The sequence below is a fragment of the Paenarthrobacter sp. YJN-5 genome (assembly GCF_015040095.1).
Lineage (GTDB): Bacteria > Actinomycetota > Actinomycetes > Actinomycetales > Micrococcaceae > Arthrobacter > Arthrobacter ureafaciens.
The window spans coordinates 4,196,029-4,213,145 of sequence record NZ_CP053544.1; the positions used below are offsets into that span (position 1 = coordinate 4,196,029).

The 17,117-nt window shown below is 61.9% G+C and carries 15 protein-coding genes; 14 read left to right on the top strand and 1 reads right to left on the bottom strand.

Annotated elements, in window-relative coordinates; genetic code table 11:
- Positions 1–82 precede the first annotated feature (82 nt).
- Both HMI59_RS19410 and HMI59_RS19415 read left to right on the top strand, forming a co-directional pair.
- A complete protein-coding gene (locus HMI59_RS19410) occupies positions 83–763 on the top strand; it encodes a GntR family transcriptional regulator (protein WP_193592245.1) in 681 nt (226 codons plus the stop codon).
- 78 nt (positions 764–841) lie between these two features.
- Positions 842–1,330, top strand: a complete 489-nt coding sequence (locus HMI59_RS19415; RefSeq protein WP_193592246.1) for a GNAT family N-acetyltransferase — start codon at positions 842–844, stop codon at positions 1,328–1,330.
- Between the two features lie 818 nt (positions 1,331–2,148).
- Here HMI59_RS19415 and HMI59_RS19420 read toward each other — a convergent pair.
- Positions 2,149–3,219, bottom strand: coding sequence for a LacI family DNA-binding transcriptional regulator (locus HMI59_RS19420; protein ID WP_193592247.1), 1,071 nt, complete (start codon positions 3,217–3,219; stop codon positions 2,149–2,151).
- Between the two features lie 190 nt (positions 3,220–3,409).
- On the opposite strand from HMI59_RS19420, the gene HMI59_RS19425 reads away from it, so the two are divergent.
- The 12 genes from HMI59_RS19425 to HMI59_RS19480 all read left to right on the top strand — a co-directional run bounded on the left by HMI59_RS19425 (position 3,410) and on the right by HMI59_RS19480 (position 16,421).
- Complete coding sequence (locus tag HMI59_RS19425; protein WP_193592248.1) at positions 3,410–3,898, top strand: hypothetical protein; 489 nt, start codon at positions 3,410–3,412, stop codon at positions 3,896–3,898.
- Between the two features lie 101 nt (positions 3,899–3,999).
- A complete protein-coding gene (locus HMI59_RS19430) occupies positions 4,000–5,154 on the top strand; it encodes a substrate-binding domain-containing protein (RefSeq protein ID WP_193592249.1) in 1,155 nt (384 codons plus the stop codon).
- A 53-nt stretch (positions 5,155–5,207) separates the two neighbouring features.
- Positions 5,208–6,089: an alpha/beta fold hydrolase gene (locus tag HMI59_RS19435; RefSeq protein WP_193592250.1), complete on the top strand. Its 882-nt coding sequence runs from the start codon at positions 5,208–5,210 to the stop codon at positions 6,087–6,089.
- A gap of 165 nt (positions 6,090–6,254) precedes the next feature.
- Positions 6,255–7,412 (top strand): substrate-binding domain-containing protein, encoded by a 1,158-nt coding sequence (locus tag HMI59_RS19440; RefSeq protein ID WP_193592251.1) that lies wholly within the window; start codon positions 6,255–6,257, stop codon positions 7,410–7,412.
- A 1-nt stretch (position 7,413) separates the two neighbouring features.
- The gene (locus HMI59_RS19445) at positions 7,414–9,027 is read left to right on the top strand and encodes a sugar ABC transporter ATP-binding protein (protein ID WP_193592252.1); all 1,614 of its coding nucleotides are present in this window, start codon (positions 7,414–7,416) and stop codon (positions 9,025–9,027) included.
- On the top strand, positions 9,002–9,976 hold the full coding sequence (locus HMI59_RS19450; RefSeq protein ID WP_193592253.1) for an ABC transporter permease: 975 nt from the start codon (positions 9,002–9,004) through the stop codon (positions 9,974–9,976). The genes HMI59_RS19445 and HMI59_RS19450 overlap by 26 nt, the downstream gene beginning before the upstream one ends.
- A 25-nt stretch (positions 9,977–10,001) precedes the next feature.
- A complete protein-coding gene (locus tag HMI59_RS19455) occupies positions 10,002–11,132 on the top strand; it encodes an agarase (protein ID WP_193592254.1) in 1,131 nt (376 codons plus the stop codon).
- Positions 11,133–11,508: 376 nt separating this feature from the next.
- On the top strand, positions 11,509–12,327 hold the full coding sequence (locus HMI59_RS19460) for a sugar phosphate isomerase/epimerase (protein WP_193592255.1): 819 nt from the start codon (positions 11,509–11,511) through the stop codon (positions 12,325–12,327).
- A 31-nt stretch (positions 12,328–12,358) separates the two neighbouring features.
- Entirely contained in the window at positions 12,359–13,549 is a 1,191-nt protein-coding gene (locus HMI59_RS19465; RefSeq protein ID WP_193592256.1) for a Gfo/Idh/MocA family protein, read from the top strand.
- A 141-nt stretch (positions 13,550–13,690) separates the two neighbouring features.
- Positions 13,691–14,866: a Gfo/Idh/MocA family protein gene (locus HMI59_RS19470; RefSeq protein ID WP_193592257.1), complete on the top strand. Its 1,176-nt coding sequence runs from the start codon at positions 13,691–13,693 to the stop codon at positions 14,864–14,866.
- Between the two features lie 2 nt (positions 14,867–14,868).
- Positions 14,869–15,870, top strand: coding sequence for a sugar phosphate isomerase/epimerase (locus HMI59_RS19475; RefSeq protein WP_193592258.1), 1,002 nt, complete (start codon positions 14,869–14,871; stop codon positions 15,868–15,870).
- Between the two features lie 164 nt (positions 15,871–16,034).
- Positions 16,035–16,421, top strand: coding sequence for an Imm8 family immunity protein (locus HMI59_RS19480; RefSeq protein WP_193592259.1), 387 nt, complete (start codon positions 16,035–16,037; stop codon positions 16,419–16,421).
- Positions 16,422–17,117 lie beyond the last annotated feature (696 nt).

Genomic DNA, 17,117 nt, shown 5'->3' on the forward strand with positions numbered 1-17,117 from the left:
CCGCGTAGGGTGAGTGCAAAGCCCGGCGAGACCAGAAAACTCGTGCTTGCCTTCCGGGCGCACCAAGAAAGGCCGAGGAACCATGGACGCTACCTCTAAGCGGCTGACGAGAACGACCGTCGCCAGCCAAGTGCGAGACTTCATCGTCATGGAAATTGCGCAGGGAAGGCTACCTTTGGGTGCCCCCGTTCGTGAGATGGAAATAGCGGCACAGCTCGGGACAAGTCAGACGCCGGTGCGTGAGGCGTTTCGTGAACTCGCCGCCCTTGGCCTGCTCGAATCCCGTATCCACGTCGGCACCCGTGTACGACAACTAGCCGAAAAGGATTTGGTTGAGGCGGCGCCCATCCGTTCTGCCCTTGAAGGCATAGCCGGCCGCTTAGCCGCCAATAACTATCACAATCACGCTGAGGAGGTTCGTGGAAGCTTCGAGGCTATGAAGGAAGCAGCGGAAGGGGGTGACCGCAGGGTTTTCGCTGCAGCCAGTACCACGTTCCACCGATCCGTCGTACGGGCGGCCGAAAACGCCTCTCTGCTGCGCGCCTGGAACGCCCTGGGAATCGAGGTCATGACGATCTTGGCAATGGCCTCCAGCGACATCCCATTAGATGACGCAGCCGAATCACATCGACCAATTGTTGACGCCCTCGAAGCTGGCGATCCTGAGCTGGCCGAGCATGCCCTGACCCATCATGTTGCTGCCTATCTCCCTGCCACTGCACACTCCAATGGGGGAGTAGACGCCGCCGTCCAGGCGAGTTAACGGCTAAGCCGTCTGGTCAGCCTGGTGCGGTCGCACCGTCACAGAAAGAAAAGGCAAGGCCGGGGCCCAGCACTGGCTATGCCCACTTCCAAGATGCTCCAAAAATCAGGGATAAAACTGGCGGCTGCAAGTGCCTCTGACAGCTCTTTCATGCGTGTCCTCGCCCGCAGGGCGTACGCAATCTACGTTGAGCGGATTGGGAAGGAATCCGCTCCGATAACATTCGATTATGCTGCGATTGCAGCCTCAGGGGACGCCCTCCTTGCCTGGAGCGATGACCAGTTGGTCGGCATGCTTATCACCCGTGTAGAGGACGCGGCACTTCATATTCATAACCTCGCCGTATCCCCCGACGTTCAGGGCCTGGGTTTGGGATCAGCGTTGCTCATCGAAGCCGAGCAGCTCGCCCGTCGCGCAGGGAGTGATGAACTCCGCCTCTACACGAACGAGGCGATGCTCGAAAACCTGACCTTTTATCGGCGCCGTGGCTATCAAGAGACACACCGAGACATTGAGGATGGATTTTGCCGGGTCTACTTCATAAAGCGGCTGGAGCCTGCCACGTGAGCTTCCACGACCGCCGTGCAATTGACTGTCCTGAGCAGGAGCTGACGACCAACCATCGCGGATCTGCGAAGGTCTCGGTAGGAACGCGAGAGATGACTTCAAACCAGTGTTGGCACTGCGGCGATGGTCCAGCTCCTTCCCGGGTCCTCCCTATACGACGGCTTATAGCCGAGCCAACTCGAGGTTCCGCGTGGCAGGCCCTTCTGCCTTACTTAGTCCTGGAAAGGTCCGTGCAATTCGGGCACACCTCAACCTGACGTCCGGGCGGCCTAACAAGGGAGGATTCGTCTGTCGGCGGACTTTTCAAATACCTGCCGAGCCGCAGGAGGCGACATCGCCGGCCCCTTCGCCAAGCGATTTCCCTTTAGGCCTTGATTCTTCGGACTATGCGACGATTCGCTGGCTACCCCAGCCTCCGATTTTCTGCCCCTCATTGTCAGGGTGAGATCTAAGAAGACCATCAAGTCACTGTCAAGAAAACGGAATTTGGCGCTATTCTGACGCCAACGCAATCGTCGTGACGATTGTCGTGCGCCAGATGAGGAGGGCAGGCCGGCGCCTCAAGTTGCCGCCGCCTTCCCCCCGGTCCACCGAGGCTCAACGGTGAAAAAACCTCGGAGAAGCCTTGGCGGGGCGCGGCTGCGTAGTTACTTGACGGAATCGCAATTATCGGGGTTTGAAGGAGAACAAGCGCGTTGTCGGCTGTGGATTAGCGAGTGTGCACAACCGGCGCCGCTGTGGCGGTGCCCGGGGTTCCGTTTTAAACGTAGGCTTGCTCAGGTCTGCTTGGGGTCGTTCTCCTCCGCCTACCCCGTGAGCTAGCGACCGGCGTTACGGGCAGGGGCAGAGCTTCGACGGACGACGAGCGTCGGCGGACTGGGATCGCGGTCAACCTCCCGGCCTTCGATCGCGCCTAGGAGCACGTCAATGCTGGCTGCCGCGAGCGTAGTGAAATCCTGTCGCACTGTCGTCAACGGAGGCAGAAAATAGTCCGATCCCTCGATGTCGTCAAAGCCAACAACGCTAACATCCTCGGGCACCCGCACACCCTTCTCAACAAAGGCCCGAATCACTCCAAGGGCTGTGTGGTCGCTCGCTGCGACAATAGCCTGGGGGATGTTGCCCTCCTCCACGAGCTGCAAGCCCGTTTCGTAGGCCCATTTTGGACTCCAGTCACCCTCACGGCAGAGCCCCGGGCGGAGGCCTGCATCTCGCAGGGCGGCCTCCCATCCGCGCTTGCGGACCCGGCCATCAAACCATTCCATCGAGCCCGCCAAGTGGGCAATGTCGGTGTGGCCGAGGTCGATGAGGTGCTGTGTCGCCATGCGCGCCCCCAGCTCTTGGTTCTCGGAGTACGTGAAGACATTGGGTGTCGAAGACGCTCCGGCGGCGATCATCTCGACGGGAACCCGGACCGAGGCGCTCCAGACGGCCGAGGCCATCGATACGACCGGCGCGATGGCAATGATTCCGTCCACACCGATGTCGTCCAAGGTGTCCAGAGCCTTGTGCACCGAATCTTCGTAGGGCGCCTCCACTGTGACGACGTTCGTCGAATAGCCCTTCTTCCGGGCGGTGTTCTCAAGGGCCATGAGCGTCCCGACCGGGCCAAAGCGGGGCGAGCCGTCAGTCAGGATTCCGATGGACGTCGAGCGGCTCGTTACGAGCGTGGTCGCCGCGCGATTGCGGCGGTACCCGATGTCCTTGATAATTTGCAGCACCCGTTCGCGAGTTGCGGCGTTGACATCGGGCGCGTTGTTAAGCACCCGCGAGACCGTACCGTAAGAGACGCCCGCAATCCGTGCAACATCATTGATGTTCGGCTTGCGGCGCGAAGGTGACTCTGGTGGCCTTGCTTCGGCGTCCTTTTGCCTGACTGCTCCTGCCACGAACTCTCCTGTCTATCCCTCCAGCCGCACGGGAAGCCTGACTGCCTGATTAAGCTTACAGAGCCACGAAGTTCTAAAGCTGTAATTATCCTTCCAGTAAAAATCTCCCGCTGTGACTCTTGACACAACTCTCGTGAACGTTCACGATAGAAACCGTAAACGTTCACGAAGAAGTGGAAAGGAGTGCAGGATGCATGACTACATCGAGCAGATCCTCGCGCTCCACACTCACCTCGAGCCCCACAACATCGGCGACGCCCAGTGGACGCACGCCGAAGAACTCCTAGCGGATACGGGATGCACACGCGAAGATCTCGCGCTCGGCATCCGAATGTTCGTACCCCACCGCTCCACGGCGGTCGTCGGCGTCTTCGAGGCCGGCGTCCTATGGGCAAGCCTGGTCGTCGCTGTCGACTCCTCAGGTCTGCCTGTGTCAGTAACAACAGTGGACGCCGACGCCGTTGAGCTGCGGGGGGCCATGGCCGCAGTGGCGGGCGATGCAGTGCGCTGGGTTCACACCCATTACGGACCGTGCTCCCTGGGCCTCTTCTTGGATAAGCCCCATGCGGAGGCCCTGCTGAATGCCTCCGACAAGGCTGCGGCCATCCGCGCGGCATCGGCCGCCGGCGGGCTCGTCCTGTCTCCGCTGCCCCCTGCTCTGGCGACCGCCCTCGCCTGAGCCGCTCCACCCCGCAAGACTCCAATACCCCCACCGTGAAAAGCCATGCCCGAATCGGGCACCACCGGGGTCGCCGACGACCAACTGAAGGGAAGACGAGAATGAGAAGGTCAGCAACAGCCGGGGCCCTTGCCCTCGCCACGATCGCTGCATTATTTACTGGCTGCGCCTCGGACACGGGGGCAGCGCCCGCTGGCAGCCAGAACCCACTCGCACAGGTCAAGGCAGAAGAGCTCGTGCCCAAGGACATCGTCGGACGCGGGCCGAACGGAGTAAAGTCCGGGACCCTTGACGACATCAAACTGACCGAGGCGGAAGTCAATCAGGCCAAGCAGCGGAAATTCCGGGTCGGCATCGTCATGCAGACGATGAACATCGAGTGGTCCACCGAACAGGTTCGGGCCATTACCGACCGGTTGAAGAAGTACGACGCCGAGGTCGTTGGCGTGGCCGATCCCAACTTTGACGTCCAAAAGCAGGTATCAAGCATCGAGAACATGATCCAGCTGAAACCGGACGCGATCATCAGCATCCCGGTGGACGACACAGCCACGGCCGAGGCCTATCGCAAGATTGGTGCTGCCGGCATCAAGCTCATCATGATGGACAACGTGCCCACGGGACTGAAGTACCCGAAGGACTACCAGGGCATGGTTTCATCCGACAACCAGGGCAACGGCGCCGTCTGCGCCGAGGCACTGGCCAAGCACATCCCGCAAGGCGGAACCGTTGGCGTGCTCGACTTCGGAGTCGACTTCTTTGTGACCAAGGAACGCATGAAGGGCTTCGTCGGCTGGATGAAGGCCAACCGCCCCGACATCAAGATCAAAGTCGCCGAATTCCTCGATCCAGCTAACTCAGGCAAGGACGCCGGGAATTTCCTCACGGCGAACCCGGACGTCCAGGGAATGTTCACTGAATGGGAAGTCCCGGCAGTGGGCATTGACCAGGCCCTGCGGGCCCAGGGCAAAACGATGCCAATCACCGCAGTCAACATCGCCTCCGATGTGGCGGCCGACCTCGCTACCGGCGGCAACATCAAGGCCTTGGGGGCCCAGGTTCCCTACGACCAGGGCCTGGCCGAGGCTGACATGGCCATCAAGGTGCTACTGGGCGGCACCGCTCCCAATTGGCTTGCTTTCCCCGCAGTGCCGGTTCTCCAGAACAACGTCCTCCAGGCGTGGAAGCAGGTCTACCACCAGGACCCACCCAGCCAGCTCGCAGAGGCGTGCAAGTCCACCGAGGGCTGCGGGTAACCCCAACAACCCAATATCCCGAAAGACCGACAAGAAAACAGGAGCTGTAGATCATGGAAATCATTCAGGACCACAATGGAGTGCCTGCAAAGCACGGACGCGCTTTCGTCAACGGAGTCAGGCTCCATTACTCCATCGCCGGCGAAGGTGAGCCGCTGTTCCTGCTGCACGGTGTGCCGAAGACGTCCTACCACTGGCGCCGCGTCATTCCTCTGCTGACCCCTTACTACACGGTCATCGCGCCGGACCTTCGGGGCTTGGGCGACTCCGAGCACCCACAGGGCGGCTTCGACATGAAAAACATGGCTGAAGACATCGCCCAGCTTGCCACGCACCTCGGATACGAGACCTTCTACCTCGTCGGCGAAGACTGGGGCGCCTCGACCGCCTACCAGGTCGCAGCCCAATACCCGGAGCGGGTGAAGAAACTCGTTTACCAGGAGATGATCCTCCCCGGCTTCGGGCTCGAGGACTACTCCTTCCTGACCAAGGAGAACGTCAGCACCTACGTCTGGCTCTGGCACATCAACTTCTACAGCGTGCCGGACTTCCCGGAACTGTTGATCACCGGTAAGGAACGGGAATACTTCAACTACTTCATCAAGCACGAGACTCACAACCCCCAGGCCATCACCCCCGATGCTCTGGACGAGTATGTCCGCTGCTACTCCTCTCCTGGAGGACTGCGGAGCATGTTCGCCATCTATCGGGCCACACTCGAGGACGCCGAACAGAACCGCGAGGCCGCAAAGACCAAACTGACCATGCCGGTCCTGGCCGTTGGCAGCGAGTACTTCATCGGAGCCGACAACGAGCGGCAGATGCGCGAAGTCGCCGAGGACGTGCGGGGTGTGATCCTGCCCTGGGGCCACCAGCTGGCAGAAGAGGACCCGGAGGCCCTCGCCGAGGCCTACCTGCAGTTCTTCAAGGAATAACAGCAACACCTGTGCGGGACGGCCGCCCGGCCGTCCCGCACAGCCTTAGAAGTCCAAACACGAGGACGTCGGGCAGCCGGCGACCTCGGTTCCCTTAATACATTTCATTCCCCTCAGGTTGAAGTCCGCCACCGGCTTCCCTGGCCACCAAAAGGACCAACTGTAATGACACGCAGAAAGACGCTCTCCGTCGCGGCCGGGCTGCTCACCGCGATCGCCATTTCGCTGTCCGGATGCTCCAGCGATGCTGGCGGCGGAACATCCCCGGAACGCACAGCCGTCAACGCCGCATCCATCACCCCCGCCGGAATCGTCGGCCAGGGCAAGAACGGCGAGAAGCCAGCACTTGCGGACGCACTCAAACTCAGCGACGCAGACAAGAAGAAAGTGGCCGAGGGCAAGTTCACCGTCGGCATCTCGATGAACACCATGGACATCGACTGGTCCCGCCTGACGATCGAAGGCATCCAAAAAACCCTGGGCGACCTCGGCGTCAAAGTCATCGGAGTCACCGATGCAAAATTCAAAGTCCAGCAGCAGATTGCCGACCTCGAAAACCTCATCACCAAAAAACCGGACCTCATCATCAGCATCCCCACTGACGATGTAGCAACCGCCCAGACCTACAAAAAGGTCGCTGACGCCGGCATCAAACTCGTCTTCATCCACATGCCCGCCTCCGGGCTCTCTTACCCCTCGGACTATCAGGCAGTGATCGCCCCGGACAACCAGGGCAACGGACAAATTGCCGCGGCCGCCCTCTCGGAATTCATCCCGCAGAACGGGACAGCCGGCATCGTGGACTTCGCTGTCGATTTCTACACCACGAACCAGCGCACCCAGCGGGTTAAAGAATGGTTCAAGGAGAACCGCCCGGACGTGAAAATTAAGGAAGTCGGCTTCACGGACACCAATGCCGTCGGACCGGCCGCAGCCAATTTCATGACCGCAAACCCTGAAGTCAAAGGGCTTTTTGTCATCTGGGATTCACCGGCAATGCAGTCCGTCGCCGCCCTCCGCAACGCAGGAATCAACGTCCCGATCACGACAATCGACCTCGGCACCGAAGTCGCCGTAGAGATGGCCAGCGGCGGCTACATCAAGGCCATTGGTGCCCAGGAGCCCTACAACCAAGGAGTCGCCGAGGGCATGGCTGCCGCGCACGCCCTGATCGGCAACAAGGTACCGGCCTGGGTTGCTCTTCCGGCCGTCGCCGTTACGCCCGGGAACCTCCTGGAGAAATACGAAACGATCTTCCATGCCAAGCCGCCCCGGGAAGTCCTGGACGCATGCAAGTCCTCGGGAATCTGCGGAGGCCAGTGACATGGCCACTAACAAGCAAACACCCACGGAAGACACCGACATGAAAACGGCGACCGAAGTGGGCGAAGCAGGGCAGGCCTACGGCAAACCAATTCTTCAAGCCCGTGGCGTCAGCAAGGCTTTCAGCGGAGTTTATGCCCTGAAGGACGTCGATTTCGATCTGCGTCCCGGCGAGGTCCATGCACTCCTCGGCCCCAACGGCGCCGGCAAATCCACGTTGATCAAGATCCTCGACGGCGTCCAGCCACAGGACGAAGGACATGTCGAAATCGACGGGCGCGAACGCGTCGAGTCGGACATCGCGACCGTCTTCCAGGAGCTCAGCCTCGTCCCGTCACTCTCAGTGGCCCAGAACATCTTCCTCGGCAACGAGCTCCGAAACGCCTTCGGGATCGTCCAGAAGAAGAAGATGAACAGCGTAGCCCAGGAACTCCTCGACTCGCTCGGGCTGCACCTGCCACCTCAGGAATTGGTCGAGAACCTCTCCGTCGCCTCCCGTCAGCTTGTCGAGATCGCCAAGGCCATCCACCGGAACGCCCGCGTCCTGGTGCTGGACGAGCCAACGTCGACACTGACCAAGGCCGATGAGCTGCTGCTGTTCAAGAGCATTCGCGACATCCAAAAGTCCGGCGTGGGCATCATCTATGTCACCCACCGCCTCACGGAGGTCTTCGAACTCGCCGACCGGGTGACCATCATCCGCGACGGCAAGAAGGTGCTGACCGCCGACGTAGCCGATATGGAGATGAGCTCGCTGGTCCGCGAGATCACAGGCGTCGAACCCCAGGAACCCGGGCCGCCGAAGGAAGCGTTCGACAGGTTCGCCCGTCCCGAACTGCTGCCCAACTCCTCCAGCGGACCGAAACTCCGGGTATCCAAGTTGGCCGGGGACCGGTTCTCAGACATCAGCTTCACCGCTGAGGCTGGGCGGATCATCGGCATCGCCGGGCTGATCGGGACCGGCCGCACCGAGCTGCTGGAAACCATCGGCGGCATGCGCCGCAGCACCGCCGGGGAAGTCATGCTCGATGGCAGGACAGTCCGTTTCAAGCACCCGTGGGAAGCGCTCAGCGCCGGGGTCGCGCTCGTCCCCGAGGACAGACACCGCTCGGGTGTCGTGCTGCAGCACTCGATCCAGCGAAACCTGACCCTGGCCCACTACAAATCACTGCGGAGGGGCGGGCTCGTCGACAACAGGGCAGCACGGTCAATGATCCGCGGCCTCGTGGAGACACTTCAGGTGAAAGCGAACTCGATCGACAGCCCCGTCCAGACACTGTCCGGCGGCAACCAACAGAAAGTCGTGTTCGCCAAATGGCTCCAGCCGGGGATGCACCTCCTGCTCCTGGACGAGCCGACCCAGGGCGTCGACGTCAGAGCACGGCAGGAGATCTACCGGGTCATCCACCGGTTCGCAGAAGAGGGAGCAGCAATCGTCGTGGCCTCCTCCGACTTCGTCGAGCTCCAGGAGCTGTGCGACGAGATCTACTTCATGACCTCAACATCCATGAGCGAACCGGAGAAAGTCACCCCCGACATGACCGACCAGTACATCTATTCAAGACTCAATGAAAGGGTTCGTGAGAGCCATGAGCGCGATCACCAACAGCTATAGCCTGACCAGACCGCAATGGGGCGGCCGGTCCACCATGGACTTCGTCCGCGAATACTTCGTCTATATCGCACTCGTGGCCCTGGTGCTCTTCTTCTCCATAGCCTCGCCTGTCTTCTTCAGCGTGCAGAACTTCGCCAACGTCGGCCGGCAAACAGCGATCGTGTCCATCATCGCCGTCGGAGTTACGCTCGTCATCGTCAACGCCCAGATCGACCTCTCGGTCGGAAGCGTCTTCGCGCTCTCCGGAATGGCCTCCGCCCTGGCGCTCCAGCACCTGTCCAACTTCTGGGTACTCGGAGCTCTGGCGGCCATCGCCGTCGGCGTCGTCTTTGGCTTCGTCAACGGGCTGCTGACTGTGAAGCTCGGGATACCCAGCTTCCTGGTCACCCTGGGGATGCTCGGCGTCGCCCGCGGAATAGCGTTGCTCATCACGGACACCCGCCCCGTACTCATCGCCAACCGGCCCTACTTCAGCATCTTCGGTGACAGCAACATCCTGGGCATTCCCATCGCCGTCGTCTGGACCATAGTGATAGTGGCGCTCGGCTTCGTACTCCTGCACAAGAGCGTCTTCGGGCTCCGGGTCTTCGCCACCGGAGGGAATCCCCAGGCGGCGCGCTTCACCGGCGTCAAGACGCACCGCACCGTGATCCTGTCGTTCGTCATCACTGGCGCCCTCGTTGGTGTTGCGTCGCTCCTGTTCACCGGCATCGCCCACGCCGCCCGCCCGGATGTCGGCGTCGGCCTCGAACTGGATGTCATCGCCGCCGTCATCCTTGGAGGCGTCAGCCTCTTCGGCGGCAGGGGAACGATTATCGGTGCCCTTGCAGGATCCCTGATCATCGGCATGATGAACAACGGGTTGGTCCTCATGGGCGTTGATTCCTCGGTGCAGCAGATCATCAAGGGAGCCATCATCATCGCCGCCGTGTCCCTCAGCAAGAAATAGCAGAACCCGCAAAGGAACGATTGAAATGTCAGCCGAAGCAAAGAACAACGGATTCTTCCAGGTAGCCCAAAACGGAGACGGAGCGTGGAGCTTCCTTGACCCCGAGGGCAAGCCGTTCCTCTCCCTCGCCCTGAACCACATCGACGACACCGACCTGCGCTACCCGCACAACGCGGAGATCTTCGATCGCAAGTACGGCTCGCGCGAGGCCTGGACGAAGGGCGCGGTCCAGGACCTCCAAGACCTGAACTTCAACACGATCGGGTGGACGTCGCAGTACATCAGCGGCGGCTGGGGTGAGGCCCTGGACTGGTTCGGGGACCCCGTGGACCTTGGCCACTCACTCCCCTGGCCCGACCAGCACCTGCTGGACTCCGGCATGCCCTACGTCGTGCAAATCCGCGTGCAGGAGATCGAGGACTGGAACGGCCACCCCGCCTTCCGGGACGTCTTCGGGGAAGACTTCCAGAAGTACGCCGACTGGATCGCCCGACGGATGGTCTCCGACCACAAGAACAGCCGGAACCTGATCGGCTACTTTCTGGTGGACATCCCAGCCTGGCTGCCCCACGCCGCGGGTAGGTTCTGGCCCGGGTTCGAGGGGCTCAGCCAGGAAGAGCACGACAAAAAGCTCTTTGAGGTCGCAACCCAGTACTACAAGACCATCACCGAGGCGATTCGCCGCTACGACCCCAACCACCTGATCCTTGGCGACCGCTACAACGGTAATAAAGGCATCCCGGAAGCGGCGCTGCGCGCAATGGTCCCCTTTGTGGACGTCCTCTCCGTCCAGTACTTCACCGGGAAAACGGACGAGGAATACAAGACCATGATCGAAGACCTTCGCGGCTGGCACGAACTGACCGGCAAGCCCGTGGTCATCGCAGACATCGGCAACTGGGTAGCCACGGACATGAACCCCCACCGGACAAGCGACATGACCACCCACGCCGAGCGCGGCGCAGACTACGTCAACGGGCTCGCCAAGGTGATGGCCGAGCCCTGGATCATCGGCTGGCACTGGTGCGGCTACATCGAGAACCTCGGCCGCGGCTGGGGCATCAAGGACCCGAAAGACGAGTTCTACACCGACATGACCGACCGGATCCGCGAAGCCAACGCCCAGGCACAGGCTACAGCCCAGCAACGGATATAACAGCCCACCCCTCCTGAGCACCGGCTCCGGGAGACACCCCCGCCACTCCGGCGGCGGGCCAACCTGCGGGCGACTGCGCCAATCGACGCACCCGGCTGCCCGCTGCAACTCCCAGCGCTGCTTCGCCATCGTTCGAATTGCACACCGGTGGCGAAGCAATAGTCCCCCTATGCTCCGTGGATGCGCAGGCTGAATCGTAAACGTTCACGGAGGCTTCCGGCAGACTGCGCCTCCTCTTCCCGCAAGAGCCGGGGCTCCTGATCAACGACCCCTGACCCTGGGGGGCGCTTGGACAGCAGGAGGGCATTGCCCTTGCCGTCGCCTTGGCCCGTATACGCAGGCCCCTCGCAACATTCCTCCTTTGAAAGGCAGAACCATGAAACTCGGATACTGCACCATTACCTGGGGCGGCGTCGTCGGCCATCCGGTCGGCGTGACCAGCGTCAAAGACCTCTTCTATCTGACGCACGGGTCAATGGACACCGCCGTCAAAGACATCGCCGCGGCCGGATACCAGGGCGTGGAAATGTTCGACGGAAACCTCGCCCACTACGAGGACAACCCGGAGCAGCTCCGCGGCATTCTCGAAGAGGCCGGTGTCTCCCTCGTCAGCGTCTACACCGGGGCAAACTTCATCTACGCGGACATCCTGCCCGACGAGCTGCACCGCATCCAGCGTGCCGCCGAGCTCGCCGCGACCTTCGGCGCCGAACGCCTCGTCGTTGGAGGCGGCGCCCGGCGCGCCGCGGGCACCACGGACGAGGACTACCGGCGCCTCGGCGAGGCCCTGGACCGCGTCACCGACATCGCCGAGGCCGCGGGGCTGACCGCCACCTACCACCCGCATCTGACCACCATCGTCGAGAGCCCGGATGAGCTGGAACGCCTCATGCCCCTCACCCGGATCGGCTTCTGCCCGGACACCGCACACCTCGCGGCAGGCGGAGCGGACCCGGCCGCTGTCATCCGCAAGTACCCCGAGCGGATCCGCCACGTCCACCTCAAGGATCTGCGAAAGGACCCATTCTCCTTCCTGCCCCTCGGGAAGGGTGAGCTGGACTTCCCAGACATCGTCCAAGCCATCAAAGAGAGCGGCTACGACAGCTGGCTCATGGTTGAGCTCGATGAGTACGACGGCAACCCAAGGGAGGCGGCTGAGATCAGCCGCCAATACCTCGAAGAGCTCCTCCCCTAACCCCAACGCATCTCAGAAAAGGAACACGATCGTGAAAAACCTTAACGTCGGCCTCATCGGAGGCGGCTTCATGGGCAAGGCCCACTCCCTGGCCTACTCGGCCATGCCCATGTTCTTCTGGCCCGCACCGGCCCTCCCCATCCGCCACACCATCGCTGAAGCCAATGACGCCCTCGCCGCCGAGGCCGCCCGCCGCTTCGGCTTTGAAAACTCCACCGCCGATTGGCGCCGGATCGTGGATGACCCGGCGATTGATGTCGTCGACATTGCCACCCCCAACCACCTACATGCCGAGATCGCCATCGCCGCGGCCCAAGCCGGCAAGCATGTTATCTGCGAAAAGCCTCTGGCCCGCACGGGTGAGGAGTCCAAGGCCATGTACGACGCGGTCAAGGACGCCGGAATCGTCCATATGGTGGCCTTCAATTACCGCCGGACTCCCGCCGTCGCCTTGGCCAAGAAGTACATCGAGGAGGGCGCTATCGGGCGAATCCTGAACTTCCGCGGCACATACCTCCAGGATTGGTCCGCGGACCCCAACTCGCCACTGTCCTGGCGCTTCCAGAAAAACATCGCCGGGTCCGGGGCCCTCGGCGACATCGCGACCCATGTCGTTGACATGGCCCGCTACCTTGTCGGTGAGTTCGCCTCCGTGAACTCGGTCCTCTCAACGTGGATCCCGGAACGTCCGCTGCAGACCGGGGGCGCCGACGCGCTAGGGAACGTCCGCGGCGGTGAAGGACCCCGGGGCGAGGTTGACGTCGACGACGAGGTGATGACCATGGTCCGCTTCGCCAACGGCGCCGTCGGCTCGATCGAGGCCACCCGCAATGCCTATGGCCGCAATAACTTCATCACCTTCGAAATCCACGGCACAGAAGGCAGCATCGCATTCAACTATGAACGCCGCGACGAGCTGCAGGTCTGCTTCGCCTCCGATCAGAACGACCGACGCGGCTTCCGGACCGTCTACACCGGCCCCGCCCATCCCTACGGGGACGGGCTCTGGCCGATCCCGGCTCTGGGTATCGGCTATGGCGAAACGAAGATCATCGAAGCGCATGACTTCTTCAAAGCCATCGCAGAAGGCGGCAGCGTGAGCCCGAACTTCGCCGACGGCTATCAGACCGCGCTCATCGACGACGCTATCGTCACATCAGCGGACAAGGGCGCCTGGGTGGACGTACCAACGGTCGCCGAACTGTCCACGATCACCAAGTAGGGATTGATTTAGGAGGGTGCGGGCCATCTGGCCTGAGCGAGGCGGGCTGGCAAAGAGCACCGTATCAGTCCCCGTGCCATTGAAGCTGGGCTGTGCCAGCTCGCCATCGACCCCTACTGTTCGCAGAAAGAAACGGAAAGCATGTCTTACCCGAATAATCCGAGCAAAACCTTCGGCGTGGCAATGATCGGCTATGCGTTCATGGGCAAGGCCCACTCGAACGCCTGGCGGAATGTCGGCAGCTTCTTCGATGTCCCCCCCGTCGAGATGAAGGTCCTAGTCGGCCGGGACGCCGGACAGGTTGCCACAGCTGCAGCTAAGTACGGCTGGACCGAGTCCGCGACGGACTGGCGGTCCGTGCTGGATCGTGACGATATCGACATCGTCGATATCTGCGCCCCGGGCTGGATGCATGCCGAGATCGCCATCGCCGCCCTGGAGGCGGGCAAGCACGTGCTCGTGGAGAAGCCGCTCGCCAACACCCTCGCCGAGGCCGAGGCCATGACCGCCACGGCGCAGGCGGCCCGGACCCGCGGGGTCCAGTCGATGGTCGGGTTCAACTACCGCCGCGTCCCGGCCCTGGCGTTGGCCCGCGAACTGATCGCCGAAGGCCGGCTCGGCACCGTCCGGCACGTCCGGGCCGCCTACCTGCAGGACTGGCTCGCCGACCCGGAAGTCCCCATGACCTGGCGCTTGCGCAAAGAAACGGCCGGGTCCGGCGCCCTAGGTGATATTGCCAGCCACGCCATCGACCAGATCCAGCACCTCACCGCGCAGACCATCACGGAAGTGACAGGCACTCTACGTAACTTTGTCACGCAACGTCCCGGACCAAACGGCCCTGAGGAAGTCAGCGTCGACGATGCGGTCTGGGCAACCCTTGGACTGACCGGCGGGATCAGCGCATCCGTGGAAGCCTCCCGGGTGGCTACCGGCCAAAAAAACAGCCTTCGCATCGAGATGTACGGCTCCAAAGGCTCACTGACCTTCGATCTAGAGAACCTGAATGAACTCATGTTCCTCGATGCAAGTGATTCGATCCGGAAGCAGGGCTTCCGCCGGATCCTCGTCAACGAACCCGAGCACCCCTACCTGGAGGCGTGGTGGCCGCAGGGCCACATCATCGGTTGGGAGCACACCTTCACGCACGAGATCCGCGACTTCCTGGCCGCCATTGACAACAATGAGTCGCCCTCGCCGTCCTTCGAAGAAGGACTTCAGGTGCAAAGCGTCCTCGCAGCCGTCGAAGAATCAGCCAACAACAAGAGCGTGCTGACGAACGTGCGTCAGGCTGCCCTGACCACTGAAGGAGCCTGACCATGTCCCGCCCGTACACCCTGTTCACCGGCCAGTGGGCCGACCTGCCCTTCGAGGAAGTCGCCAAACTGGCCTCCGGCTGGGGCTACGACGGCCTGGAAATCGCCGTCTCCGGCGACCACCTGGACGCCTGGCGCTGGGACGAACCCGGCTACGTTGACTCCAAACTCGCCATCCTGGACAAGTACAACCTGAAGGTCTGGGCCATCTCCAACCACCTCAAGGGCCAGGCCGTCTGCGATGACCCGATCGACTTCCGCCACGAAGCGATCGTCGGGACCCGGGTCTGGGGCGACGGCGACCCCGAAGGCGTCCGTCAGCGCGCCGCCGAGGAAATGAAACACACCGCCAGGCTCGCCCAGGCCCTCGGCGTGGACACCGTCGTCGGGTTCACCGGCTCCTCCATCTGGCAGTACGTCGCCATGTTCCCGCCCGTCCCCGAAAAGGTCATCGACGCCGGCTACCAGGACTTCGCCGACCGCTGGAACCCCATCCTGGACGTCTTCGACGAACACGGCGTCCGCTTCGCCCACGAAGTCCACCCCTCCGAAATCGCCTACGACTACTGGACCACCGTCCGCACCCTCGAAGCGATCGGCCACCGCGAAGCGTTCGGCCTGAACTGGGACCCCTCCCACTTCATGTGGCAAGGCATCGACCCCGTCTCCTTCATCTGGGACTTCAAAGACCGGATCTACCACGTCGACTGCAAGGACACCAAGCTCCGCCAAACCGGCCGGAACACCGTCCTCGGCTCCCACCTGCCCTGGGGCGACCCGCGCCGCGGCTGGGACTTCGTCTCCGCAGGACGCGGCGACGTCCCCTGGGAATCCTCCTTCCGCGCCCTCACCGCCATCGGCTACAACGGACCCATCAGCATCGAGTGGGAAGACGCCGGCATGGACCGCCTCCACGGCGCCCCCGAAGCCCTCACCGCCCTCAAGAAATACGACTTCCCCGCCTCCCAAACCAGCTTCGACGCCGCCTTCAGCACCAAGGACTAACCCCCATGGCAGAAAAAACGGACCAAAGCCCCAGGTCTAAAGGAACCAGTAAAGTGAAGCCATGGCGCTCTTGAGGCGACATCCTCCGCAGCTGGAATGCTAGGTGGCACAGAGCTCTATTACGCTCCCATGGCGGGCCCTACGCAGTCTGGAAGGGGATCTAGATGATGTTCGCGGAAGTAAGGCAGTTTAAGTGGCTCGACATCGAGGATGACAACGCTGCCCCTGATTTCCCGACTCTCCTAGCGATGTACGTGACATCGCCCGGGCAGGCTGCTGCTCTGCGGTATGAGGTAGCCGTGACAACGGTAGAGGAACTGACCCTCCGGATGAACTTTCAGCCCTACATAGCCGGACATGGTCAGGTGATTGTTGCCAAGTTCGACCGGCGCGATATCGAATCCTTTCTTCGGTCCGCCGTTGCTCAAGTGTCCGCCGAGACATGGGGAGAGCTGGACCTTGCACTCGAACGCTTCGGGAGGTCCGAGTTCAATATGACGGACACATACTGGTCTCCGGATCCTTGGGAAGCTCCTGGGAGAATGACGTGATTCGGGGGCGAACTAGGTCCAGATGGCAGACGACTCGCGTCGCATATGAAGCATCCGAAACCCGGGAATGGAGGGACGACGGACGCCTCCTGACCGCCATAGCGCGGAAACCCACAGTCTCGAGGCCCTCAGTCAGAGGGAGGCACACCCCAACCTGACGTTAGGTCCTCCTGATAAGGGAAGATGCGGCTTACGGCTGCCTTCCGGCTGGCATCAGGTGCTGGACTCCGGCCTTGTTTGTGGTCTTGCGGCTCGGTGGGCCATGCTGTGTTCCCCAGATCCGGATTCTTAGGCTGTTTTGGCTGTCGTCGAGTTTCCTCGTCGGCGGTTGACGTTGACTTCCGTTGTCAGGATAGGTTCTGAGATCACGGTGAGGCGTTGTCAATAAATGCGGTTCTCCGGCTTATTCTGACACGCCCCCCAGAGTCACATGGACCGATTCGAGTGTGGACAAGAACCCCGGCTCGGGACGCTTTTGAAGGAGTCGAAGACTCAGGGTCTCTCGCGTGGGTGCATTCGAACCTGCGGTGTAGTCGAATCGATAGGACCAGTAGGTGCGATCTTCATTTTTCCTGAGCAGGACGCCTTATTTGCCAGCATCGTTATACGACTTAGGAGGAGTAAGCCGACCCTCCTTATGATTCTCCAGCGGACGTATGGACCAGTGATCACGGCCTTAGTGCCTGCGTCCGAACG